Here is a 25,455-nt window from a genome sequence, read left to right on the forward strand (position 1 = left end):
ATTTAACACCTATGTCGCATATTTCTGTCTTACTTTCCGAGACCATTGAGAGCTTATTGGCAGATCGCACAACAGGGGTGTATATCGATGCAACCTTCGGACGAGGTGGGCATACACGTTTATTGCTCTCGAAACTTGATGAAAATGCACGAGTATATGCATTTGATAAAGACCCTCAAGCTTTGGAAGTCGCGGCTGCTTTGGTGCAAGAAGATCCGAGATTTACCATTATTCATGCCAGTTTTGCTGATATTAAAGAAAAAATGCAGGAAATTGGTGTGATGAGTGTTGATGGCATTATGGCTGATTTAGGCGTGTCATCCCCTCAACTGGACCAAGCTGAACGTGGTTTTAGTTTTATGCAGGATGGTCCTCTAGACATGCGAATGGATAATTCTAAGGGATTAACCGCAGCTGAGTGGTTAATTGAAATTGAAGAAGAACAATTAGCAAATATTATTTATCAATATGGCGAAGAACGTTATAGTCGACGTATTGCAAAAGCGATTAAACAAGCTGGAAAACTAGATACAACAGCCCAATTGGCAGAACTTGTTAAAACAGCTCATCCAAAGTGGGAAAAACATAAGCATCCAGCAACACGTACATTTCAGGCAATTCGTATTGCTATTAATAAAGAACTAGATGATATTGAAGTATTTTTACCGCAAGCTGTAGACTTACTAAAACCAAAAGGGCGTTTGTCTGTGATTAGCTTTCATTCTCTTGAAGATCGCTTGATCAAACAATTTATTCAAAAAGAATCGACTCTAGCAGAAGATTTTGGCTGGGGAATGCCTCAGCAACAGGTAGATACAAGAAGGTTAAAGAAAATTTCACGGGTTCGTGCGAGTGAAGAAGAAGTAAAAGCGAACCCACGTTCACGTAGTGCATGGCTTCGGGTTGCTGAACGCTTGGAACAAAAAGGCGCGTAATGAAAAGCAGTGATGAAATTGAAACCACCGAAAATAAAGTGGTGAAAAAAGTTGTGGCATACACCGTATTAGTGGCGCTTGTTTTTATCAGTGCCATGATGGTGGTATTTCAAGTGTTTGAATATCGTCATGATTATAGAGAGCTTAGCTCTTATATGCGTGAACGTGATGATCTCAATGCTGAATGGGGGCGTTTGCTTATTGAGCAACAAACCTTCGGTGCAACAGCACAGATTGGTACGCGTGCTGTAACCCAACTACGCATGTTTTCGCCACCTGCTGCAGAAACGGTGGTAATTTCTTTACCGATGACCTCAGAGCAAAATAAGTAAGGCCTTGCTGTATGGTAGATAAGCGAACAAAGCAAACACGGAAAAAACAGCAGTCTATTTCGGAAAAACCAACTCTTGCCTTTGATATGTGGCGGTTTTATCTGCTCTGGGCAACAGTACTGCTCTGTTTTGTTGTATTAATTGCACGTGCATTTTATGTGCAAGTGATTAATAAAGACTTTTTACAAAACAAGGCCAATGCCAATATTTTGCGTACGGAACGTATTGAGGCAATGCGTGGGGTTATTAGCGACCGTCATGGCGTGCCTTTGGCCATTAGTACGCCTATTATGAAAATTGTCATTGATCCGCGTGATTACTTTGATACCAAGCATTTATATGACGAAATTACAGCGGAATTAAAAAAAGATCCAAATAATCGTAAGTTAAAACGACAATTACCAGATAAAAACCTAAACCTTGATGAGTTAGCGGATGTGGTTGGTTTAGATCGTGCAGATCTAAAAAAACAGATGAATGCGCGTCCACGTTCTCGTTATTTGGTTTTGAAAAAAGAAGTGCCGCCACAGCAGGCAGATCTCATTACAAAGGGTAACTTCCAAGGCGTTTATGCTGAGAAAACATATAAACGTTATTATCCTCAACCGCAGCCAAATGCTCAGATTATTGGTTTAACCAATAGTGAAGGCCAAGGGATTGAAGGTTTGGAAATGCAGTTGAATAAACAACTGTCTGGGGTAGATGGCGAACAAAAAATTATTCGTGATAAACGTGGTAATCGCTTAAAAGTTTCAGAGGTTATTCGTGAAGGTGAGCCAGGCGAAAACATCACTTTAAGTATCGACTCTCGTTTGCAATACATTATGTACCGTGAGTTGACTGCTGCTGGTGTTGCAAATAACGCCCGTTCGGCGACAGCAATTGCTGTAGATGTTAAAACTGGCGAAATTCTGGCTATGACCAGTTGGCCATCTTATAACCCGAATGATAAAAACGGTTTATCTAATAAAGATGCCATGCGTAACCGCGGTGCGATTGATATGTTCGAGCCGGGTTCTACCATGAAGCCTTTTACAATTTCTGCAGCACTCGAAACTGGACAATATACTCCAAATACAATTGTCAACACTTCGCCAGGTTCAATGCGTTTAGGTTGGCATACCATTCGTGATACGCATAACTATGGTGCTTTGACTGTTAGTGGCGTAATTATTAAGTCATCAAACGTGGGTTCAGCAAAAATTGCGTTGTCGCTTCCGAAGGAAACTTTACCGAGCTTCTTTAGTCGTGTTGGCTTTGGTAAGCGGTCTGCTGTTAAATTCCCTGGTGAGAGCTCTGGTTTGTTACTTCCTGTAAGTAAATTAAACTCCTCCCAAATTGGTACCATGGCTTATGGTTATGGTCTAAATGCAACTATTCTTCAGTTAGCGCAAGGCTATGCAATGCTTGCAAATCATGGGGTAGAAATGCCTTTAAGCTTGCATAAGCTTGATCAAGCTCCTAAAGGTGAGCAAGTTCTTGCTCCAAAAATTGCTGATCAGGTTTTGCTTATGCTAGAACAGGTGACGATGCCGGGTGGTACTGCAAAGCAAGCTAATATTCCGGGTTATCGCGTTGGTGGTAAAACAGGTACGGCTCATAAACTTCGTGCAGACCGTAAAGGTTATTCAAATAATGAATACCGTGCTTTATTTGCAGGCGTAGCTCCGATTAGTGATCCCCGTTTAGCGGTTATTGTGGTTGTTGAAAATCCACAAGGCCGTTATTACGGTGGTTTGGTTGCGGCCCCTGTTTTCGCACGAATTATGCAAGAATCATTGCGCTTAATGAATGTGCCGCTTGATAAGCCCCTTGATACTCCAGAAAATCCTATTCGCAGGTAAGCTATGTCTGTTTCTTTCCAAGAAATTAATCCAGTCGAGATCGATGCACAGTGGTCTAAACAGCCTTTTCAAGGCTTTAGTTTAGATAGCCGTAAAGTTGAGTCGGGCCAAATTTTTATTGCCTTGACCAGTTATAGCCAACCTGAAAAAACACGTACTTTTGCTGAAGCAGCTATAGCTAATGGTGCGCTTGCAGTAATCAGTGAAACTGAGCTGGGTGTGACAAATGAGTGGACGTGTCCAGATGTACGTCAACGTATGGGTGAATGGCAAAAGCGTTATTTACAACAAACAGATGCAATTACACCAGCAAGTGTTATTGCTGTGACAGGGACCAATGGCAAAACCACAATTTCCCGTTTAGTTGCTGAATTAATTAGTTCACAGCAGCAGCGCTGTGCAGTAATGGGGACAACTGGAAATGGTATTTTACCGAACCTGACCCCTTCTACGCATACCACCCTCGATGCCCTACAGTTACAAAATGCTCTCCATGATTATGCGAAGCAGGGTGCAACTTTTGCTTCTTTAGAAGCGAGTTCACATGGTCTTGAACAAGGCCGCTTAAATGGCTGTGATATTGAAATTGCTGTTTATAGTAATTTGAGTCGTGATCATCTGGATTACCATGGCACTTTAGAGGCTTATGCAGAAGCAAAGGCTCTTTTATTCCGTTTTAGCTCTTTAAAAGTAGCTGTTATTAATTTAGATGATGAGCATGCTGCTCTCATGATCAATGCAGCAAAGCAAAATCCTGCTCAACCGAAAATTTTAACGTATTCACTTACTCAAAATACTGCTGATTATTATATTACTGACCTGAGTTACAGTTTAGCAGGAGCGACATTTAATTTAGTGAGCCCGCAAGGTTCTTTTGCTGTGCAAAGTCCATTGTTAGGGCATTTTAATGTCGAAAACTTGGTTGCAGCACTTATTGCTGCTGAGCAAGCAGGTTTTGATTTGGAATCATTAGTTAATTTTGTTCCTAAACTAATTGGTGCCCCAGGTCGAATGCAGGTTATTCGTGATGGTGAGCGTTTATTTGTTGTTGATTATGCGCATACACCAGATGCATTAATTCAAGTGCTTAAAACATTAAAACGTCATGTTTCTAATCAACTTTGGGCCGTATTTGGGTGTGGTGGGGACCGCGATCGCGGTAAGCGCCCATTAATGACTCAAGCAGCTTTAGACGGCGCAAATCCAGTTATTTTGACGTCGGATAACCCAAGAACAGAAGACCCTGAACAAATTTTTGCTGACATGAAGCAAGGAATCGACTTTTCAGGGCACCGTATGCATGAAATTCATGACCGCCGTGAAGCAATTAAATTTGTTACACAGCAGGCTCAGGCTGGTGATATTGTTGTAATTGCCGGTAAAGGACATGAAAATTATCAAGAAATTAATGGCATACGTCACTGGTTTGATGATGTTGTTGAAGTGCGTTCTGCGATTGATGCACAACATCACACTGTAGACGCTGCTTACCCTGCACAATAGGACAAATTATGCATACTTCAACCACCAGTACCGTGCCTTTGGAACCGTGGACAGCTCAACAATTACAACAGGCAACACAGGGCTACTGGCATAAAGATCAGATCCCTCAAACTGAAATTAAACGTATTTTGACGGACTCGCGTCATGCGGAAACTGGGGATGCCTTTTTAGCACTAAAAGGTGAGCGTTTCGATGCGCATGATTTCGTTGTGCAAGTTGCTGCAAATGGTTGTCAAATAGCTATTGTTGAACGTCCGCTAGATGTAGATATTGCACAACTCGTTGTTGCTGACACCCGATTGGCTTTAGGGCAACTCGGCGCTTATCGCCGTGAGCAAAACTCACAATTAAGGGTGATTGCCTTAACGGGAAGTAGTGGTAAAACTACAACCAAAGAAATGCTGGGAAGTATATTGTCGCGCTTAGCGCCGACACTAATCACCCGAGGGAATTTAAATAATGACCTTGGTGTACCAATGATGTTGCTAGAGCTTCGCAAGGAACATCAATATGCGGTGATGGAGTTGGGTGCAAGCCATCAAGGCGAGATTGATTACACATCAAAACTCGTTCAGCCTCATGTTGCGGGCATATTAAATATTGGTACAGCTCATTTAGGCGAGTTTGGTGGCCGTGAAGGTATTTGCCACGCAAAATCGGAAATTTATGGTCATATTTTACCAAATGGCGTTGCAATCGTGCCGCAACAAGATGACTTCACTGCCGAGATTCTTGATGCTGCAAAAGCTCATCGTATTTCTACATTTGGTGTAGGAGGCGATGTCTATGCAACAGATGTGGAGTTATTGCCTCAATCAACGAATTTTATCCTTCATACACCACAAGGTAGCAGTGCAGTTAAGCTTCCTTTTGCGGGTGAGCATAATGTTCAAAATGCGACCGCAGCTGTAGCTTTTGCTTTAGCAATTGGTATTGGACTAGAAGATATTGTCCAAGGTTTAGAGCAAGCTCAAGGAGCGAAAGGTCGTCTTAACTTTATTCAAAAGTCACCTTACTTATTTATTGATGATACCTACAATGCCAATCCGACTTCTATGCGCGCTGCTGCACAAGTGTTGTTGCAGCAACAAGGCGTAAAAGTGATGGTCATGGGGGATATTGGTGAGTTAGGTGATAGCAGTTGGCAAGAGCATCATGATTTAGGCCATGATCTTGCCGAACTTCCCTTAGATCATATTATTGCAGTTGGACAGTTCGCTCCAGCTGCTCTCGAGGGTGCAGACTCTCATTCTAATAAAGTGAAAGCATTTCAGACACAAGCTGAGGCGCTTCCATTTTTAATCAATCTAATCCAAACACATCAACCCCAGTCCATGAGTTTCCTGTTTAAAGGTTCTCGCTTTACTCATATGGAAACGTTGATGGCTGATTTGATGGAGAAACTTTAAATGCTGTTATGGTTGTTTGAACAACTTGCGGGCTATCACAGCTCGTTTCAGGTCGTTCGTTATTTAACATTACGTTCTTTACTCAGTGTATTAACTTCACTGACCATTGGTCTGGTCCTTGGACCGATCATGATTCGTAAATTACAAGCGTTAAAATACGGTCAGGCAGTAAGTTCGTTTGCTCCTGAAAATCATGCTAAAAAAATGGGTACACCAACGATGGGCGGAATTTTAATTCTGCTTTCTATTGGTATTAGTACTTTGCTATGGGCTGATTTATCTAACCCTTATGTCTGGATTGTGCTTGGTGTAATGGTTGTATTCGGTGCTGTAGGCTGGGCAGATGACTGGATTAAAATTCGCTATAAAGACAATGCGGGTTTACCTGCACGTAAGAAGTTTTTCTGGACTTCTGTTGCATCGCTGGGTGCTGGTATTGCGTTATATTTAATCGCAACTCAACAGTCCAATGCAGAACATACCGCCAACATGCTGGATTTATTGATTCCATTCTTTAAGAATCTTTCAATTCCACTCTCAATTGTTCCGTTAGGTCTGGCATTTATTGTATTTACCTATCTGGTGATTAATGGTGCTTCTAACGCAGTTAACTTAACAGATGGTTTAGATGGCTTGGCAATCATGCCAGTTGTTATGGTAGCTACGGGCTTAGGCGTATTTGCTTACTTGTCTGGTGATATCCGTTTCGCTAACTACTTACATATTCCATATGTGAAATATACCTCTGAACTCGTAGTAATCTGTTCTGCCATGATTGGTGCAGGTTTGGCATTCCTTTGGTATAACGCGCATCCTGCTCAAGTATTTATGGGTGATGTTGGTGCTTTAGCTTTAGGTGCGATGCTTGGAACAATTGCAGTTATGGTTCGTCAAGAAATCGTATTTGCAATTATGGGCGGTGTATTTGTAATGGAGGCAGTATCTGTATTCTTACAAATCGGCTCTTTGCGTATGCGTAATAAACGTGTGTTCTTAATGGCGCCGCTGCATCATCACTATGAAAAGCAGGGCTGGAAAGAAACGCAAGTTGTGATCCGTTTTTGGATTATTACAATTATATTAGTAGTTTTAGGTCTAATGACTTTAAAATTGCGATAGATCTTATTTTAGTGTCAATATAAAGCCAGTTCTACTGGCTTTTTTTATTGGAGAGGTGAATGACAAAAGTTGCTGGTCTAGACCAATTATCTGTGATTAATCAAAAAGTAGTTGGAGAGGGCGAAGTATTACCTCAAGTTGTACTTAAAGATGGAAGTCAGGTACAAACAGGAACTGTAGCGACAATGCTGCACAATATTGAATTGTATAATGCTGGGCAAAGAGGACAAATTGAGGAAGAACTAAAGATCGCAATTCCAACTTTAGTCAAGGTAGGTCTGTTTGATTTGTTTCAGGTAGATGAATGGATTAATGGTACAAATGCAGGTCGCACCTTTGTTGGATTGCATGCAAAGACTTATTTACAACAAAAAGAACAAGAGAATAATTAAACGTGGCTATGCAAATTTTAATGTGTCCTGTGTGTCGTCAGCCCTTAAATTTAACGGAACGAACTTGGCGATGTGAGCAAGGACATAGTTATGATGTAGCTAAACAAGGCTATGTCAATTTACATGTGGTGCAACATAAACATAGTAAAAACCCAGGGGATACGCCCGAGTCAGTAGATGCTCGACGAGCTTTTTTACAGGGTGGTTATTATCAGCCTTTACAGCAGGCTGTCGTCGCTTTATTAAAGCAACTAGATGTAAAAGCAATACTCGATATCGGATGTGGTGAGGGCTATTATACAAGTGCCATGCAGCAAGTCGTTGAGCAGTGTGTTGGAGTTGATATTGCAAAAAACGCGGTACAACGTGCGGCAAAACTCAACACTGAAGTAACTTGGGTGGTGGGAACAGGAGCAACTTTACCTGTGTTAGATCGGAGTATGGATGCTTGCACCAGTTTATTTAGCCCAATTCCGCAGGCAGAAATTGCACGTGTTTTAAAAGATGATGGCTATTTAATTGTTGTCACGCCTGCTTCTAAACATTTGTATGCGATGCGTGAGGCTTTATTTGAGCAAGTGAATCCTCACACACCAGAAAAGTTTGTAGAGCAGTTGCAAGATTTGTTTGAGCTAAAGCAAGAGCAAATTATTGATGCACCTTTTGTGCTTGAGCAGCAGGCTTTAAAAAATCTGATTGCTATGACGCCTTATGCTTACAAAGCTTCTCCTGAGCGTCGTTTGCAGTTAGAGCAGCAATTGAAATTAGAAGTAACGGCATCATTTCAAATTTATGTCTTTCAGAAGCGCAATAAAAAAGCCATCTAACGATCTATTTTAAGAGCGCAAAAAAGAAGCCATCTGATGATGGCTTCTTTTTTTGCTATTCAATCTGATTAATCAGATTCTCTAGTGCATCTTTTTCTCGCTTAGGAGCGGACTCCTGTGTAGGTCTCATGGCAGGAGGCACAGCTTTTGATGGAATAATAATTTCTTCACCTGGTAAATCGGAAAAGTCATTGTCATTGTTCAGTTTCGGTTGTGGCGGTGCTGGGCGATAGAGCGGACGCGCTAGTGGTGGTGCTGCACGATAAGTTTTCTTGTCGACTATTTCAGTAACGGCTTCTTGTTTGTCACGTGAAATAGGACCTTGAGCATCTTTGTCTAAGCGAACCCAAGATGCAGGTGTACCTTGCAATGCTTGACCCATAAAGTTAATCCAAATCGGTAATGCAGCAATACCACCATATTCACGACGGCCAAGCGTAGTTGGTTGGTCAAATCCAACCCATGTTACTGTTACTAACTTGCCGTTAAAGCCTGCAAACCATGCATCTTTTGCATCATTCGTAGTACCTGTTTTACCACCTAAATCACTGCGGCCAATTTTAAGTGCAGCACGACCTGTACCATGCTCGATAACATCACGTAAGATGTTCGCCATATCATAAGCAGAGCTTGATTTTAAAATACGTTGAGCTTGGCGATATTGACTGTTGTTTTTGTCAGTCTGTTTAAGATTAAGCTGCTTAGCTGCGTTTTCTTTCTGTTCTATGTCTTTATTCGTAACTTCAATAACTTCATCATCAGTCGTTTTAGGTTTTTGCTCATCATTTGTGGTGTCAGGTGCATTAATACATGGAATACACGCGTATTCTGGTTTGGCTTCATAAATGACTTTGCCGTAAGCATCTTCAATACGTTGAATGAAATGCGGTTGAACACGGTAGCCACCGTTTGCAAACGTTGCATAACCAGTTGCCATTTGAATTGGTAATACTTGAGGAGTACCTAAGGCAATGGTGTAGTTACGAGGAATTTGGTCTTCCTGTAAACCGAAATCCATAAATAATTGGCGAGTACGTTCAATCCCTACTGTTTGTAGAAGTCTTACTGATACGGTATTACGAGACAAATATAAAGCACGACGTAATGGGATCATACCTAAGTAACGCCCATCAGAGTTTCGCGGTGTCCATTTGCCAATCGTAATAGGGTTATCATTCACCATGCTATACGGTGTCATACCTCTTTCTAATGCTAAAGCATAGAGGAATGGCTTGATTGTGGAACCTGGTTGACGCCAGCCTTGTAAGGCGCGGTTAAATTTTGATTGGTAGAAGTTATAGCCACCTACGATTGCTTCAATTGAACCATCATTCGGGTTAATGGCAATGAGTTGACCTTGAACTTTTGGAATCTGAACTAAAGACCATGCGGTTTTATTATCATTTGGGCGTAAACGAACAATATCTTTAACTTTAACAATTTGAGACGCACGTGAAGGAGCACCACCTACACTATTTGCATTGCGATAGGGGCGTGCCCATGACATGCCAGACCATTGAACCGTAACGGTTGAGCCATCTTGCATTAATGCTTCAAAAGAGCTGCTATTTACCTTAGTTACTTGTGCAGGATAGGTGTTGGCATATGCTCTAAATTCAGTTAACGGTTTGTCATGTGCTTCTGCACCACGCCAGCCATGACGACGGTCATAAGCTTCAAGACCATCTTGCACAGCTTTTTCTGCAATTGCTTGGCGTTTAGCATTAATTGTTGTGTAGACTTTATAACCAGAATCAATGGCTTGTTCACCAAAATGCTTTACAAGTTCTGAACGAACCATTTCCCCAGCATAGGGATGAATATTATTTAAATCCCGATTGGGCATGTTTAAATTGATCGGTTCTGCAACTGCTTTTTGATATTCTGCTTGAGAAATATAACCCAACTGTAACATACGGCCTAAAATCCAGTTGCGTCGTTCGAGTGCACGCTCAGGATTAACTACAGGGTTATATTTAGAAGGTGCTTTTGGCAAACCTGCGATCATTGCCATTTGAGCAATGCTGAGCTCATTAATGCTTTTGTTATAATAAATTTTGGCTGCTGCCGCGATACCATACGCATTTTTCCCTAAGAAGATTTTATTCACATAGAGGCTGAGAATTTCTTCTTTGGATAAGTTTTGCTCAATTTTTCGGGCCAAAAAGATTTCGGTTATTTTACGTTTTAGAGTTCTTTCTGGGCTCAAATAATAGTTCTTTGCAACTTGCATGGTGATCGTTGAACCACCAGTCTGCACATCTGAACCTGTCACACTTTCGCTCAAAGCACGACCTAAACCCTTAAAACTGATCCCGCTATGTTCAAAGAAAGAAGAGTCTTCTGCTGCTAAAAATGCATGAATAAAAGCAGGGGGAATTTGTTTGTATTCAACCGGAATAGAAAGCTTACCACCGTACTCAGCAATCAGTTGATTGTCTGAAGTGTAGACCTGTAATGGTTTTAAGAGGGGAGCTTTTTTTAGTGAACTCATTTCTGGAAGCGATGGGGCGATATAGAGATACATGCCATAAAAGCCCATCGGAAGTGAGACTAAGATAATAATAATGATCAAAAAAATTGGACGCACGAAGCCCAAACTGGATAGCTTTTTCATGATAAGTAAGCTTTAATAAGATCGAATACAAACTAATTGTGGTCAGTATAGCCTTTAGACATGCGGATTGTTAGATGAGATATTGTATCCGTGTAAAAATAAAGACCTAGATTATTGGTTTGTAATTTTTTTTGGGGATAAAAAAATAATAGGACAATAGTGTGCTCAGGTTATATCGTAAACCGAATAAGGGGTTAATGGGCGTCGATATTAGTTCGACTTCTGTTAAGTTGTTAGAGCTCTCTGTTAAGAACGGTAAATATTGGGTAGAAAGCTATGCTTTAACGCCTTTACCTGAGAACAGTGTAGTTGAAAAAAATATCTTGAATCCAGAAGCAGTTGCAGAAGCTTTGGAACGGGCGATGAATTTAGCAAATCCCCATACCACTAACGCTGCAATTGCTGTTCCAACATCGACGGTTATTCATAAAACCATCGAAATGGATGCAGATATGAACGATGATGAGCGTGAAGTTCAGATTCGATTAGATGCGGAGCAATATATACCGTTCCCTTTAGATGAGGTGAGCCTTGATTTTGAGGTTTTACCAGATCGACTGCCGAATCCAAATCGTGTGAATGTACTTTTAGTCGCAACACGAACAGAAAATGTTGAAACACGCGTAGAAGTACTGGAACTGGTTGATTTAACGCCTAAGCTTGCTGATGTTGAAAGTTATGCTGTCGAGCGTGCTTTTAGTGTGTTTGCTGATAGCTTACCCATGGGTGCAAATACCATTGGTATTTTAGATATTGGTCATACCATGACGACATTATCGGTTATGCAAAATGGCAAAATCATTTATACCCGTGAACAAGTCTTTGGCGGTAAACAGCTTACTTTGGAAATTCAAAGCCGTTATGGTTTGTCATTAGAAGAAGCGGGACGCGCTAAAAAAGAACGTTCTTTGCCAGATGATTATGACATCGAAATCTTAGAACCATTTTTAGATGCTGTAGTTCAGCAAGCTGCTAGATCTCTACAATTTTTCTTCTCTTCATCCCAATTCAATGAAATTGACCATATTTTGCTAGCAGGTGGTAATGCCAATATTCCAGGGCTTGCTAAATTGTTGCAGCAAAAACTCGGTTACCGAGTCACTATTGCCAATCCATTTTTACAAATGGGTTTCTCTCCTCAAGTCGACGTTCAAAAAATCGAAAATGATGCTTCCTCATTAATGGTGGCATGTGGCTTGGCTTTAAGGAGTTTTGATTAATGGCAACAATTAATTTACTCCCTTGGCGTGATGGGCTTAGGGAGCAGCGTAAAAAACAATTTATTATTTTATGTTTTGGGGTCGTTGTTTTGGGGATAACCACTGTATTTGCAGGATGGTTTTATTTGAATCAAAAATTAAATGATCAAGAACAAGCAAATCAGCTCATCATCAGTACAAACCAGAATCTAGATCAACAACTTAAAACCTTAAATGGCTTGCAAGAACAGCGGGACGCAATTATTGAGCGTATGAAGCTCATTCAAGGTTTGCAAAGCCAGCGTCCGGTCGTTGTACGTTTGGTGGATGAATTAGTACGTGTGACCCCAGCAGCCATGTATTTGACTAAATTCAGTCGAACCGGAGATAAATTTACGATTGAAGGTAAAGCGGAAAGTCCAAATACAGTTGCAGAATTATTACGTAATCTCGAAGCATCGCCATGGTATCGCAACGCTTTTATGAGTTCTTTCTTGGCGACCGAAGAGAAAAAAGATAAGGCTGTAAGTTCTTTGCTTCCTCGAGTTGAAGATAGCTATGGCAGTTTTGTTGTTACTGTTGATGTAGGGGAAATGGGCGTGACTACAACAGATGATACCGCCAATACGTCTGTAGGTACGGATAAGGAGGCGGCAAAATGAGTCCTGATGAACTTCATGAGCTGTCTTTAGAACAAGCTCCATCTAAGAAAAAAAAGATCACCTTAGAAAAATTTCTTCAGCAATTTAACACGCTTGATATGAACAGTTATGGCAGCTGGCCATTATCTGTGAAAATTACGTGTTGGATTTTTATTTTCTTTGCTGTATTGGCTTTAGGGTATTTTGTTGCTATTCAACCAAAGCTACAAGCAATTGATAATGCTCAAGCACAAGAAAGTAATTTATTAAATGAGTTTCGAGAAAAAGACTCAAAATTACGCAACTTGCAGCAGTACCAGCTTCAACTTCAAGAGATGCAAGCCAACTTCAATCAGCAGTTAGAACAATTGCCAAAAGAAACCGAAATTCCAAGTTTAGTTGAAGATATTAATTTAACAGGGGTGAATTCTGGTCTGAAGTTTAAAAATATCCGCTTAGAAGATGAAGTGAAGCAGGAAATTTTTATTGAACAGCCTATTACTATCGAAGCAACTGGGGATTATCACGCTTTCGGTGCTTTTGTTAGCAGTATTGCGGCATTACCACGTATTGTGACGATGCATGATTTTATTGTTGAAGCTGCTCCTATTAAAGATAGTAAATCAGATATTCCTGTGCTTAATTATTCTATCAAAGCAAAAACTTATCGCTATATGGGCGCGGTTGAAAACCAAAATAATAGTGATCCTCAAGTAATAAGTGGTGAAAGTCAGATAAACGCCTCCGATAACCGTAATGCACATATTCCTTCTATAAAGAAGTCAAAGCGAAAGTAGGAGGATAACTAATGAAACTAAAGAAAATTTTACTTTCTCTGGGGATAGGCCTTGTTTTGGTTGGATGCGACTCTAGAATCGACGCCGTAAATCAGCAAATGGCCGATATACGTAATCAGCCACCACAAGCTATAGAACCAGCGCCTGTTTTTACGCCTGTGCCACAATTTAATTATGCAGCCCATCAGTTAAAGAGCCCATTTTTACCAAGCTCACTTGCTGCTGAGCTCAAAATTATGGCGGGGAAACGAGTATATCCGAATTTCTCACGAGCACCACAGCCACTCGAAAGCTATGCATTAGAATCTTTGAACATGAAAGGAAGTATGCGTAACAATCGCGGGCAAGTCATGGCTCTGATCCAAACACCTGATCAACAAATTGAGCGAGTGCAGGTAGGGAACTATATCGGGATGAATCAAGGCCGGATTACCCATATTGGTCCTACTCAGATTGACTTGGTGGAGATTGTCCCTGATGGGCGAGAAGGCTATGTGGAGAGACCAAGAACCTTAGTGTTAATTGGACCTGCGCCCTAAAATTTAGGGAATAACAAAGAAAAAATTATTTTTAAAGATTATTTATTGGGGATGGTTAGACAATGAATCACGTATTCCGTCAGTTTTCGATGGGGGCTGTAGCGATTGCAATTACGCAAGTTGCATCTGCACAGGTCAGCATGACCAATATTGTACCGACGCAAATAGCGGGCCAAGGTACAGAAATTCGAGTTATGTTTAATGGCTTGCCACCACAACCGCAAGCATATCAACTTGAAAATCCTTCACGTTTGATTTTAGATTTTAATAAAGCGCAGCAGAATTTAACACAATCAAAAGTAGCGATTGGAACGAATGAAGCGAGTTCGGTCGATGTAAGCTCTGATGATCAGCGTTCACGTCTAACTGTAAATTTGAAAGAGGCAGGTGCTTTTACAACTCGTATTGAAGGCAACACTTTTATTTTAAAGATTAATTCTGCGCAAGCTGTAGCTAAACCTGTAGCAACAAGTGCGGCACAACCCCAAGGCGTTTCAAATATCGGCTTCCAACGCGGTAGTCAAGGGGAAGGTCTTATTGTTATTGACCTATTGGGAAGTAACACCCCTGTTGATGTGCAGCAACAAGGTAGCAAAGTTGTAGTAAGAACTTTAGGTTCTAAAATTCCTACACATTTAGCTAAACGCTTAAATGTAAATGATTTTGCAACGCCTGTTTCGACCATTGAATCTTATAATGATAAAGGCAATGGTATTATTACGATTCAATCTACTGGTAGCTATGAATATATGGCTTATCAGGCGGAAAATAAATTAACAATTAGTCTAAAACGTCCACAGGACAAAAATGTAACCTCTTTATATAAGACACCTCATTATTCTGGTAATAAGCTTTCTCTTGATTTTCAGGATATTGAAGTCCGTCGAGTTTTACAATTACTTGCTGATTTTACTGGCATTAATATGGTTGCGGCTGACAGTGTTCAAGGTAATATCACTTTGCGCTTAAAAGATGTTCCATGGGACCAAGCGCTTGATATTATTTTAAAGACTAAAAATCTAGATAAACGAAGAAATGGAAATGTAATTTGGATTGCTCCAATTGCAGAGTTGATTAAGGCTGAAGAAGAAGAAGCAAAAGCTGTTGCGCAGAGCGTGAAATTAGCCCCATTACAAACTGAGTATATTCAACTTAAATATGCGCAGGCTCAAGATATTATGAGTTTAATTACTCAAGGATCAAATAATAGCAATGGTTTACAACGAACCTCTGCTGGCGCGACATCAACTTCGACCAATTTAAATACAGGTGTAGATAGTTTAGGGAATAACGTAGGAAGTTTATTGAGTCCACGTGGAACGATTACTCAAGATGATCGTACCAATACCTTAATTATTAATGATACAGCGCAGTCGATTGATCAAATTCGTAAAATGATTGATTTGCTGGATGTACAGGTTAAGCAAGTTATGGTTGAGGCGCGAATTGTAAGAGCATCTACCTCATTTACCAAAGAACTTGGCGTTAAATGGGGGATTTTATCTCAAGGGGTAAACAGTAATAACAGTTTGTTGGTGGGGGGGAGTGACACAACGCTTTGGAATTTAAGAGAGCCAGATGATGAAGGAAAGTACACGATTGAGCGGCCAGATAATTTAAATGTTGATTTGGGTGTTACATCAGCTGGAGCGAGTAGTATAGCTTTTAGTTTAATCAGTCTGTCTGATTTTATGCTTGATCTTGAACTTTCTGCATTACAAGCTGACGGTTATGGTGAGGTGATTTCCACACCTAAAGTGATGACAGCAGATAAACAACCTGCAAAAGTTGCAACAGGTCAACAGGTCCCATATCAAACTACGACTAATTCTGCTGCTGGTGCTACAGCAAGTACATCTTTTAAAGATGCACTTTTAAGTTTGGATGTGACTCCGAGCATTACGCCTGATGGTAAAATTCAAATGAAATTGGATATTTCAAAGGATTCGGTTTCTGGTGCGGCTCCTAATGGTGAGTTGATCTTAAATAAAAACAACATCAAGACGAATGTATTGGTGAATAATGGGGAAACGGTCATTCTTGGTGGTGTTTTTGAGCAGACAACCCTTAACTCTCAAACTAAAGTTCCATTCTTTGGGGATTTGCCGGGAATTGGTCGCCTATTTAGGAAAGATCAGAAATCAGATGATAAACAAGAGTTACTGATTTTCGTTACGCCACGAATTGTTAATGACACTTTGGTGAGAAATCATTAATATATTTTTTAATGAAAGCAATTGAAATAGGTGGCGCCTTGCCAAGCAAAGCGTTTGAAACCCTGCCAAATATTTATTTGGTAGGGCCCATGGGGGCAGGAAAAACAACCGTTGGACGTCATTTAGCCGAACTATTAGGGCGTGAATTTTTAGATAGTGATCATGAAATTGAACGCAAAACAGGCGCCACTATTCCCTGGATTTTTGAGAAAGAAGGGGAGTTTGGATTTCGTACTCGTGAAACAGTAGTGTTAAATGAGTTGACTTCCCGTAAAGCGTTAGTGTTGGCGACAGGTGGAGGTGCGATTACTCAAGCTCCCAATCGCGAATTTCTAAAGCAACGTGGTATTGTTGTTTATCTTTACACTCCTGTAGAACTACAATTACAACGAACTTACCGCGATAAAAATAGACCTCTATTACAAGTTGAAAACCCTGAACAAAAATTACGTGATTTGTTAAAAATACGTGATCCTTTATATCGTGAAGTTGCGCATTACACGATTGAGACCAATCAGGGTGCTGCTCGTGATCTTGCTCAAAAGATTTTGCAACTTATTTTGTCCAACCCGCTAAAATAGCCAAACTTACTTGTGGTTTTATAAACTCATGCAAACTTTACATGTTGAATTAGGCGAACGCCGTTATCCTATTTTTATTGGCAGTCAACTTGATCCTAAGCAGTTGCTTGAGCCTTATACTCATGGTCAACAGGTCATGATTGTGAGTAATGAAACGGTCGCTCCTTTATATTTATCTCATTATCAAAAAGCTTTAAAAAGTTTGGGTAAAACGGTAGCGACTTGTATTTTGCCGGATGGTGAGAAATATAAAGATATTCAACATCTAAATTTAATTTTTGATGCTTTGCTTGAAGCTGGTTTTAATCGTGATTGTACGGTTTTAGCTTTGGGTGGTGGTGTTATTGGGGATATGGCTGGTTTTGCCTCAGCATGTTTCCAACGTGGTGTTTATTTTATTCAGGTTCCGACTACCCTTCTTTCACAAGTAGACTCAAGTGTGGGTGGTAAAACGGGGATTAATCATCCTCTTGGTAAGAACATGTTGGGCGCATTTCAGCAACCTCAAGTTGTTCTGGCTGATATGGCTCAACTCGATACTTTACCGGATCGAGAGTTATCTGCTGGATTATCAGAAGTCATTAAATATGCCTTGTTGGGTGACGCTGATTTTCTCGTTTGGTTAGAGCAGAATATGGATGGGTTAATTGGGCGAGATGCTGAACTTTTAGCGGAAGCTGTTTATCGTTCATGTGCTCATAAAGCGCGAATTGTTGCCAATGATGAAAAAGAGCAAGGCGAACGAGCTTTACTCAACTTAGGTCATACTTTTGGTCATGCAATTGAATCTTACCTTGGTTATGGTACTTGGTTGCATGGTGAGGCCGTGGCGACAGGCATGGTCATGGCCGCTGATTTATCACAACGTTTAGGTTGGATTTCAAGCGATGATGTAGAGCGTACAAAAAAAATTATTCAACGCGCTAATTTGCCGATATCATGTCCAAAAATTCCATTGGATGAATTCCTTGGATATATGGCGCATGATAAAAAAGTTCTCAATGGTCAATTGCGTTTGGTGTTGTTAAAACAACTTGGTCAAGCAGTAATTACTAAAGACTTTGATGTTGAACTCATGAAACAAGCTATTTTGGCAAATCAACACGGATAATAAATTAAGGTAACACATGACTGTATCACGCACATTTTGGCAGAATGTTCAACAATATATCTGGTTAGTGGGTGGTGTCGTCTGCTTGTTTTTGGCTTTTATTTTCTGGGTAATGACTGATAGTAAGAAGCTTGTTGAGGTTGAAAAAGTAGCTGATTCAGATGCGCCTGTGCAAATTCAACCAGAAAAAGTGGCAACAACGGCTAATTTGGGGGCTTTAACGGATGAAGTTAGGCCTCTTGATTTAACGACCCGTGCAGTTGCTTCTGGTCAGCATGAGGCAGAGTTCCGTGGTACAAAATTTATTAATGAAAACAAGAAACAATGGACGCTTGAGCTTTTCCGTGCGTCTGATGAAGATATTATTAAAAACTTTTTAAAAAATCGTCCAGAACGGAATAAATTTATCTACTTCCGTTTAAGCGGAGATAAGCAATCTGAGCAATATGTTTTGACATATGGTGTATTTAAACGTTCTGAAGATGCAATTCAGCAGTTAACTCAACTTAATCTTGATTTACCTGAATCAATTAAACCTCAACCGCAACAATTTTCGACCTATGCGCCATTAGTCAATGATTTAGGGGCGGATGAAATGAAAGGTGGTATTAGCCAAACTTATGAAGTGCGGTTACGTCCAGCTGCTCTGCCCAAAATTGATGAGTCCTTACTCATAGGGGGCGGCGTGGCTACACAACCTAAAGTAACGGCTCCAGCAACAAATTCTACAACTCGTACAACGATTATTCGTCGAGATGCTGAGGGGAATGTTGTGGATGTACATCAGTCTAATTCGGCAGTTGATGTGGCTAAAAAGGCTCAACAGAATCGTACAACAGAACCTACAGCAAAAAATGCAACAAATGAGGGCACAAGAGGTAATTAATTATAAGGATGTATCGCACAAATATGGTGCAATAATAAAAAGAGTATATATATTTTGATCATATATGGTGCATATTTAGTCATTTATTAAAATGATAACGCGAATAAAACTTATCTATTTTCAATAATTATAAATACTTAAATGCAAAAAAATACATTGGCATAGTTTTTGCTTTATTCTTGTGCTTATTAATGTGCTGTAAACTATTTTAGCGCTCTAAAGAGTAAATTCTATGCAGAGTCGAGGGGTCGAACTGCTTTAAAAGAGTGCGAAATAAGTCAAAACATTTTTCTAGCAAAAACCAGTGTACGTAAAAATGGAACAGCGTATATTGGCTTATCAGCCCAAAAATTTTTTTTGTGAAACATTGAGCTAACTGTCGTCCGTAGGCACTATCGCAAAAAGAAGTTGTTTGTTTGACGCTCGAAAGAGCCTTATTGAAAGAAGGGTACGCTATGCACATGCCATCGCCTAATACTGTAGCTCCCGCTCAAGGTTTATATCAGCCTGATGAGTTTAAGGATAACTGTGGTTTTGGACTGATCGCCCATATGAAGGGTGAATCAAGTCATCATTTAGTTGAAACCGCGATTCACAGTTTAAGTTGCATGACGCACCGTGGTGGTATTGCCGCAGATGGCAAGACGGGAGATGGTTGCGGCTTATTATTGGCGATGCCAAAGCAATTTTTCCGTGATGAAGCAAAAAAACTGAGTGATATTACACTGAGTGAAATTTTTGCTGTGGGTACTGTATTTTTAAATACTGATCCGGCATTAGCGCAACATTCTAAAAATATTTTAACGAAAGAAATCGAGTCAGATGGCCTACGTGTACTGGCTTGGCGTGTTGTCCCTACAAATAACGATGCATTAGGTGAAATTGCGCTTCAATCTTTACCAGCTTTTGAACAGGTCATTGTGAACTGTCCAATGGGCGTGACTGAAGTCGAATTTAACCGTAAATTATTCTTGGCACGTCGTCGTGCAGAACAACAATTACAAAATGATCCGTCATTCTATGTGACTACGCTTTGTTCGACAGTAATCAGCTATAAAGGCTTGATGATGCCAGCTGCAATTGCTGAGTTCTATACAGACTTAGCAGATGAGCGCTTAAAATCACATATCGTGGTGTTCCACCAACGTTTCTCTACTAATACATTGCCGCGTTGGCCATTGGCTCAACCATTCCGTTACCTTGCACATAATGGTGAAATCAACACAATTACAGCAAACCGTAACTGGGCGTTGGCGCGTACTCCTAAATTTGAGAACCCATTATTACCAGGTCTTACTGAGCTTAATCCGATTGTAAACCGCACAGGTTCAGATTCTTCAAGCTTAGATAACATGCTTGAGATCTTGGTGGGTGGTGGTATGGATTTATTCCGTGCCTTACGTATGCTCGTGCCACCAGCTTGGCAAAACGTAGAAACTTTAGATGCAGACTTACGTGCATTCTATGAGTTCAACTCTAAACATATGGAAGCTTGGGATGGCCCAGCTGGTCTTGTGATTCAAGATGGTCGTCATGCGATCTGTATGCTTGACCGTAACGGTTTGCGTCCTGCGCGTTGGGTAATTACCAAAAATGATTACATTACCTTGGCATCTGAAATCGGTGTTTGGGGTTATGAGCCTGAAGACGTAGTTTCTAAAGGTCGTGTAGGTCCTGGCCAAATTTTAGTAGTTGATACTTTAACAGGCAAAGTACTTGATACTAAAGATGTTAGTACGCATTTGAAAAACATGCGCCCATACCGTGAGTGGTTACGTGATCATGCAATTCGCTTAAAAGCAGATCCAGAACTTGAAGAACAATTAGTCGATAAAGGCTTAACTGGCGATGCTTTAAAAGCGGCTCAAAAAATGTTTATGGTGACATTTGAAGAGCGCGACCAGTTGTTACGTCCAATTGCTGAAAGTGGACAAGAAGCTGTTGGTTCTATGGGTGATGATACGCCAATGGCTGTATTGTCTCGTCAAGTACGCCACGTGACAGATTATTTCCGTCAACAGTTTGCTCAAGTGACAAACCCGCCAATTGACCCGCTACGTGAGTCAATTGTAATGTCGCTTGAAACCTGTTTAGGTCGTGAGCAGAATGTATTTGAGCAAGGCCCTGAGCATGCTGATCGTATCATCATCTCTAGTCCAGTATTGTCAAATTCAAAAATGCAGCAAATCCGTAGCATTGAGCGTCCGGGTTATGAAGCAGTTGATATCAATTTAAACTATGCTGAAGAAGAAGGCTTGCAAGCTGCGATCACGCGTATCTGTGAAGAAGCGGCGCAAGCAGTTCGTGATGGTAAAACTTTAATTGTTTTAACAGACAAAAATATTCGTCAAGGTTTACTGCCAGCAAACGCAGCACTTGCAACAGGTGCGGTACATCATTACCTCATCAAAACTGGTCTGCGTACTGATGCAAACATCATGGTTGAAACTGGTTTTGCACGTGATCCGCATCAATTTGCGGTATTACTTGGTTTTGGTGCAACCGCAGTTTACCCATATCTTGCATATGACGTGATCAATGATTTGATCGCTAAAGGTGAGCTTTTAGGTGACCCAATCCATGCGCAAGCAAACTTCCGTAAAGGTATTGAGAAAGGCTTATTAAAAGTTCTTTCAAAAATGGGTATCTCTACAGTTGCTTCTTATCGTGGCGGTCAGCTATTTGAAGCAGTAGGTTTATCATCAGAAGTGGTAGATCAGTGTTTCTTAGGTGTTCCAAGTCGTATTCAGGGCGCAACATTTGCTGATCTTGAAAAAGACCAGAAAAAACTAGCAGCGACAGCTTGGTCAAATCGTAAGCCAATTGATCAAGGTGGTTTACTTAAATTTGTATTTGATAAAGAGTACCATGCGTTCAACCCAGATGTGATTAACGCATTACACAAAGCCGTTCGCTCTGGTAAATACGAAGACTTTAAAGAATATGCTGAGCTGGTGAATAATCGCCCAGTAGCGACTATTCGTGACCTATTTAAGTTAAAAACAACGAACTCAATTCCAGTTGAGCAAGTTGAATCAGTTGAAGATATCTTGCCTCGTTTTGACTCGGCAGGGATGTCTTTAGGTGCTCTTTCTCCAGAAGCACACGAAGCAATCGCAATCGCGATGAACACGATTGGTGGTCGTTCTAACTCTGGTGAAGGTGGTGAAGATCCTGTTCGTTACGGCACAATTCGTAACTCGAAAATCAAACAGATCGCATCTGGTCGTTTTGGTGTAACTCCTGCATACCTAACTTCTGCTGAAGTATTGCAAATTAAAGTTGCTCAGGGTGCGAAACCAGGTGAGGGTGGTCAGTTACCGGGCGGTAAAGTAAATGGTTTAATCGCACGTTTACGTTACTCGGTACCAGGTGTAACGCTAATTTCACCTCCTCCACACCACGACATTTACTCAATTGAAGATTTGTCACAACTTATCTTTGACTTGAAACAAGTTAACCCGAAAGCAATGGTATCTGTGAAATTGGTATCTGAGCCGGGTGTAGGAACAATTGCAGCGGGTGTTGCAAAAGCTTATGCAGACTTCATTACCATTTCAGGTTATGACGGTGGTACCGCAGCATCTCCACTTTCTTCAATTCACCATGCGGGTTCTCCATGGGAGTTAGGTTTGAGTGAGGCGCATCAAGCACTTCGTGTAAATGACTTGCGTGGAAAAGTACGTGTACAAACTGATGGTGGTTTAAAAACTGGTCTTGATGTGATCAAGGCAGCAATTTTAGGTGCTGAAAGTTTCGGCTTTGGTTCAACACCAATGATCGCTCTAGGTTGTAAATACCTCCGTATTTGTCACTTAAATAACTGTGCAACTGGTGTTGCAACTCAACAAGATCATTTACGTCAAGAGCACTACATTGGCGAGCCAGAAATGCTCATCAACTTCTTCCACTTTATTGCGGAAGAAACTCGTGAATGGTTGGCTGCATTAGGTGTTTCTTCATTGAAAGACTTAATTGGGCGTGTTGATTTACTTGAAGTATTACCAGGTGAAACTGAAAAACATGCTCACCTTGATTTAAGCGCTCTATTAACTTCGCATCCTTCTGCCGAAGGTAAAGCACAATATTGTCAAGTGGAAGGTAATGCACCATTTGATAAGGGTGTATTAGCTGAGAGAATGGTCGCTGAAATGCTTCCTGCAATTGAGTCGAGTGCAGGTGGTCAGTTCAACTTTAATGTTGTGAACTGTGACCGCTCAATCGGTGCTCGTGTATCGGGTGAAATTGCTCGTCGCTACGGCAACTTGGGTATGGAAGCTCATCCAGTTGTAATGAACTTAACTGGTACAGCTGGTCAGTCTCTTGGTGTATGGAATGCTGGTGGTTTACACATCCGTCTTGAAGGGGATGCAAACGATTACGTAGGTAAAGGTATGGCGGGTGGTCGTATTTCGATTTTCCCACCACAAGGTTCGCCTTTCCAAACACAAAACACGGCAATTATTGGTAATACCTGTTTGTATGGTGCAACTGGCGGTAAGCTTTTTGCAGCAGGTACAGCGGGTGAGCGTTTTGCAGTTCGTAACTCTGGCGCATTTGCGGTAATCGAAGGTGCGGGTGATCACTGCTGTGAATACATGACAGGTGGTGTTGTGACTGTACTTGGTAAAGTAGGCCATAACTTTGGTGCGGGCATGACTGGTGGTTTTGCTTATGTACTTGACCTCGATAATGACTTCGTAGATTACTACAACCACGAGTTAATTGATTTAAATCGTATCTCAACAGAATCTATGGAAGATCATAAAGAGTTCTTGTTGCGTATTATCGATGAGCATATCAAAGAAACAGGTAGTGCTTGGGCTTATAAAATCCGCAATGAGTTCGATTTCTACAGCCGTAAATTCTGGCTTGTGAAACCAAAAGCTGCTAATTTGCAAACGCTTTTGAAAACAACACAAGCTGACCCACAATAATTCCACGACTGCAAAGACATAGGCAGGTGCGGGCAACAAGGAAATCCGCGCCTACCCACGGAGAGAGACATGGCAGAACGCCTAAATAATGACTTTCAATTTCTGGATGTACCACGCCAAGATCCAGAGAAAAAAGATATTACTGTCCGCAAAGCAGAATTTGTGGAAATTTATAAACCTTTTACATCGGAAACTGTCACTAATCAGACTCACCGTTGTTTAGGCTGTGGTAATCCATATTGTGAATGGAAATGTCCTGTACATAACTACATTCCAAATTGGTTAAAACTTATCGCTGAAGGCCAAATTTTCCAAGCTGCTGAGCTTTGTCATCAAACCAACACACTACCAGAGGTATGTGGTCGCGTATGCCCACAAGACCGTTTGTGTGAAGGTGCTTGTACCTTAAATGATGGTTTTGGTGCAGTAACCATTGGTAATGCTGAGAAATATATCAATGACACAGCTTTTGCTTTAGGCTGGCGTCCAGATATGTCAGGCGTAAAATGGACTGACAAAAAAGTTGCAATTATTGGTGCGGGTCCTGCTGGTTTAGGCTGTGCGGATATTCTAGCTCGCGGTGGCGTTAAACCAGTTGTATTTGATAAGCGTCCTGAAATTGGTGGCTTACTTACATTCGGTATTCCAGAATTTAAAATGGAAAAGGATGTAATGAAACGCCGTCGTGAAATCTTCACAGGTATGGGCATCGAATTCCGTTTGAATACTGAAATTGGTAAAGACATCACGATTGATGAATTACTTGCAGAATATGATGCGGTATTCATGGGTATGGGAACTTATACCTACATGAAAGGTGGTTTCCCTGGTGAAGATATTGATGGTGTTTATGATGCACTTGATTTCTTAATCTCTAACGTGAACCGTTGCCAAGGTTGGGAAAAAGATCCAAGTGAATATATCAGCTTAGATGGTAAAAAAGTTATTGTTCTAGGTGGTGGTGATACCGCTATGGACTGTAACCGTACTTCATTGCGCCAAGGTGCTCACGATGTAACTTGTGCATACCGCCGTGATGAAAGCAACATGCCAGGCTCTGCGCGTGAAGTAAAAAATGCCTATGAAGAGGGTGTGAAATTCCTATTCAATCGCCAACCAGTCGAAATCGTTGGTGAAAATGGCAAGGTAACAGGCGTAAAAGTGGTAACGACACAAATGGGTGAACCAGATAGTCGTGGCCGTCGTAGTCCTGAGCCAATTCCTGGTTCTGAAGAGGTATTACCAGCTGATGCGGTTTTACTTGCTTTCGGTTTCCGCCCAAGCCCAGCAGACTGGTTTGGTAATGTGAATATTAATCTTGATGGTTCAGGCCGTGTTGTCGCAGCTGAAAAGCAAGAATTCAAATTCCAAACATCAAACCCGAAAATCTTTGCTGGTGGCGATATGGTGCGTGGCTCAGATCTTGTCGTTACTGCGATCTGGGAAGGCCGTCAAGCTGCTGAAGGCATTTTGGATTATCTTGGTGTTTAATAAATTAATTTGTTAAATAACTGAAAAAAGCCTGCTTCAAGTAGGCTTTTTTATTATCTACCATTAGTCACTTTGATGT

General features: G+C 41.0%; 19 protein-coding genes. 18 read left to right on the forward strand and 1 reads right to left on the reverse strand.

Annotated elements, in window-relative coordinates:
• Positions 1-11 precede the first annotated feature (11 nt).
• The 8 genes from rsmH to rrmA are packed head-to-tail and all read left to right on the forward strand — an operon-like array spanning position 12 to position 8,361.
• Positions 12-935 carry a 16S rRNA (cytosine(1402)-N(4))-methyltransferase RsmH gene (gene rsmH, locus MKX14_RS07725; RefSeq protein WP_240282201.1) on the forward strand — a complete coding sequence of 308 codons (924 nt, stop codon included), beginning with the start codon at positions 12-14 and terminating at the stop codon, positions 933-935.
• Positions 935-1,267 carry a cell division protein FtsL gene (gene ftsL, locus MKX14_RS07730; protein WP_002116847.1) on the forward strand — a complete coding sequence of 111 codons (333 nt, stop codon included), beginning with the start codon at positions 935-937 and terminating at the stop codon, positions 1,265-1,267. Before rsmH ends, ftsL begins: the two co-directional genes overlap by 1 nt.
• 11 nt (positions 1,268-1,278) lie before the next feature.
• A complete protein-coding gene (gene ftsI, locus MKX14_RS07735; RefSeq protein WP_046813101.1) occupies positions 1,279-3,111 on the forward strand; it encodes a penicillin-binding protein PBP3 in 1,833 nt (610 codons plus the stop codon).
• A 3-nt stretch (positions 3,112-3,114) separates the two neighbouring features.
• Positions 3,115-4,614, forward strand: coding sequence for a UDP-N-acetylmuramoyl-L-alanyl-D-glutamate--2,6-diaminopimelate ligase (gene murE / locus MKX14_RS07740; protein WP_240282202.1), 1,500 nt, complete (start codon positions 3,115-3,117; stop codon positions 4,612-4,614).
• An 8-nt stretch (positions 4,615-4,622) separates the two neighbouring features.
• Positions 4,623-6,023 (forward strand): UDP-N-acetylmuramoyl-tripeptide--D-alanyl-D-alanine ligase, encoded by a 1,401-nt coding sequence (murF, locus tag MKX14_RS07745; RefSeq protein ID WP_240282203.1) that lies wholly within the window; start codon positions 4,623-4,625, stop codon positions 6,021-6,023.
• On the forward strand, positions 6,024-7,142 hold the full coding sequence (mraY, locus tag MKX14_RS07750) for a phospho-N-acetylmuramoyl-pentapeptide-transferase (protein ID WP_002116751.1): 1,119 nt from the start codon (positions 6,024-6,026) through the stop codon (positions 7,140-7,142).
• Positions 7,143-7,201: 59 nt separating this feature from the next.
• Positions 7,202-7,534, forward strand: coding sequence for a DUF7709 family protein (locus MKX14_RS07755; RefSeq protein ID WP_002116981.1), 333 nt, complete (start codon positions 7,202-7,204; stop codon positions 7,532-7,534).
• 2 nt (positions 7,535-7,536) lie between these two features.
• Positions 7,537-8,361, forward strand: coding sequence for a putative RNA methyltransferase (rrmA, locus tag MKX14_RS07760; RefSeq protein ID WP_240282204.1), 825 nt, complete (start codon positions 7,537-7,539; stop codon positions 8,359-8,361).
• A 55-nt stretch (positions 8,362-8,416) separates the two neighbouring features.
• Here the strand turns inward: rrmA and ponA are convergent, their stop codons facing one another.
• Positions 8,417-10,978 carry a penicillin-binding protein PBP1a gene (gene ponA / locus MKX14_RS07765; RefSeq protein WP_240282205.1) on the reverse strand — a complete coding sequence of 854 codons (2,562 nt, stop codon included), beginning with the start codon at positions 10,976-10,978 and terminating at the stop codon, positions 8,417-8,419.
• Between the two features lie 161 nt (positions 10,979-11,139).
• On the opposite strand from ponA, the gene pilM reads away from it, so the two are divergent.
• The 10 genes from pilM to gltD all read left to right on the forward strand — a co-directional run bounded on the left by pilM (position 11,140) and on the right by gltD (position 25,376).
• On the forward strand, positions 11,140-12,198 hold the full coding sequence (gene pilM, locus MKX14_RS07770; RefSeq protein WP_005067078.1) for a pilus assembly protein PilM: 1,059 nt from the start codon (positions 11,140-11,142) through the stop codon (positions 12,196-12,198).
• On the forward strand, positions 12,198-12,839 hold the full coding sequence (gene pilN / locus MKX14_RS07775) for a PilN domain-containing protein (protein WP_032004890.1): 642 nt from the start codon (positions 12,198-12,200) through the stop codon (positions 12,837-12,839). The genes pilM and pilN overlap by 1 nt, the downstream gene beginning before the upstream one ends.
• Positions 12,836-13,615: a type 4a pilus biogenesis protein PilO gene (locus tag MKX14_RS07780; RefSeq protein WP_240282206.1), complete on the forward strand. Its 780-nt coding sequence runs from the start codon at positions 12,836-12,838 to the stop codon at positions 13,613-13,615. The genes pilN and MKX14_RS07780 overlap by 4 nt, the downstream gene beginning before the upstream one ends.
• Positions 13,616-13,626: 11 nt before the next feature.
• A complete protein-coding gene (gene pilP, locus MKX14_RS07785) occupies positions 13,627-14,154 on the forward strand; it encodes a pilus assembly protein PilP (RefSeq protein ID WP_108009930.1) in 528 nt (175 codons plus the stop codon).
• 62 nt (positions 14,155-14,216) lie between these two features.
• Entirely contained in the window at positions 14,217-16,370 is a 2,154-nt protein-coding gene (pilQ, locus tag MKX14_RS07790; protein WP_240282207.1) for a type IV pilus secretin PilQ, read from the forward strand.
• Positions 16,371-16,381: 11 nt separating this feature from the next.
• Positions 16,382-16,951 carry a shikimate kinase AroK gene (gene aroK, locus MKX14_RS07795; RefSeq protein WP_002116987.1) on the forward strand — a complete coding sequence of 190 codons (570 nt, stop codon included), beginning with the start codon at positions 16,382-16,384 and terminating at the stop codon, positions 16,949-16,951.
• A 28-nt stretch (positions 16,952-16,979) separates the two neighbouring features.
• Positions 16,980-18,062, forward strand: a complete 1,083-nt coding sequence (gene aroB, locus MKX14_RS07800) for a 3-dehydroquinate synthase (protein ID WP_240282208.1) — start codon at positions 16,980-16,982, stop codon at positions 18,060-18,062.
• Positions 18,063-18,078: 16 nt separating this feature from the next.
• Positions 18,079-18,948: a hypothetical protein gene (locus MKX14_RS07805; protein ID WP_108009934.1), complete on the forward strand. Its 870-nt coding sequence runs from the start codon at positions 18,079-18,081 to the stop codon at positions 18,946-18,948.
• Positions 18,949-19,409: 461 nt separating this feature from the next.
• A complete protein-coding gene (gene gltB, locus MKX14_RS07810) occupies positions 19,410-23,885 on the forward strand; it encodes a glutamate synthase large subunit (RefSeq protein WP_171458911.1) in 4,476 nt (1,491 codons plus the stop codon).
• 69 nt (positions 23,886-23,954) lie between these two features.
• Entirely contained in the window at positions 23,955-25,376 is a 1,422-nt protein-coding gene (gltD, locus tag MKX14_RS07815) for an FAD-dependent oxidoreductase (RefSeq protein ID WP_240282209.1), read from the forward strand.
• Positions 25,377-25,455: the final 79 nt, after the last annotated feature.

The sequence above is a fragment of the Acinetobacter pittii genome (assembly GCF_022449185.1).
GTDB lineage: Bacteria > Pseudomonadota > Gammaproteobacteria > Pseudomonadales > Moraxellaceae > Acinetobacter > Acinetobacter pittii_I.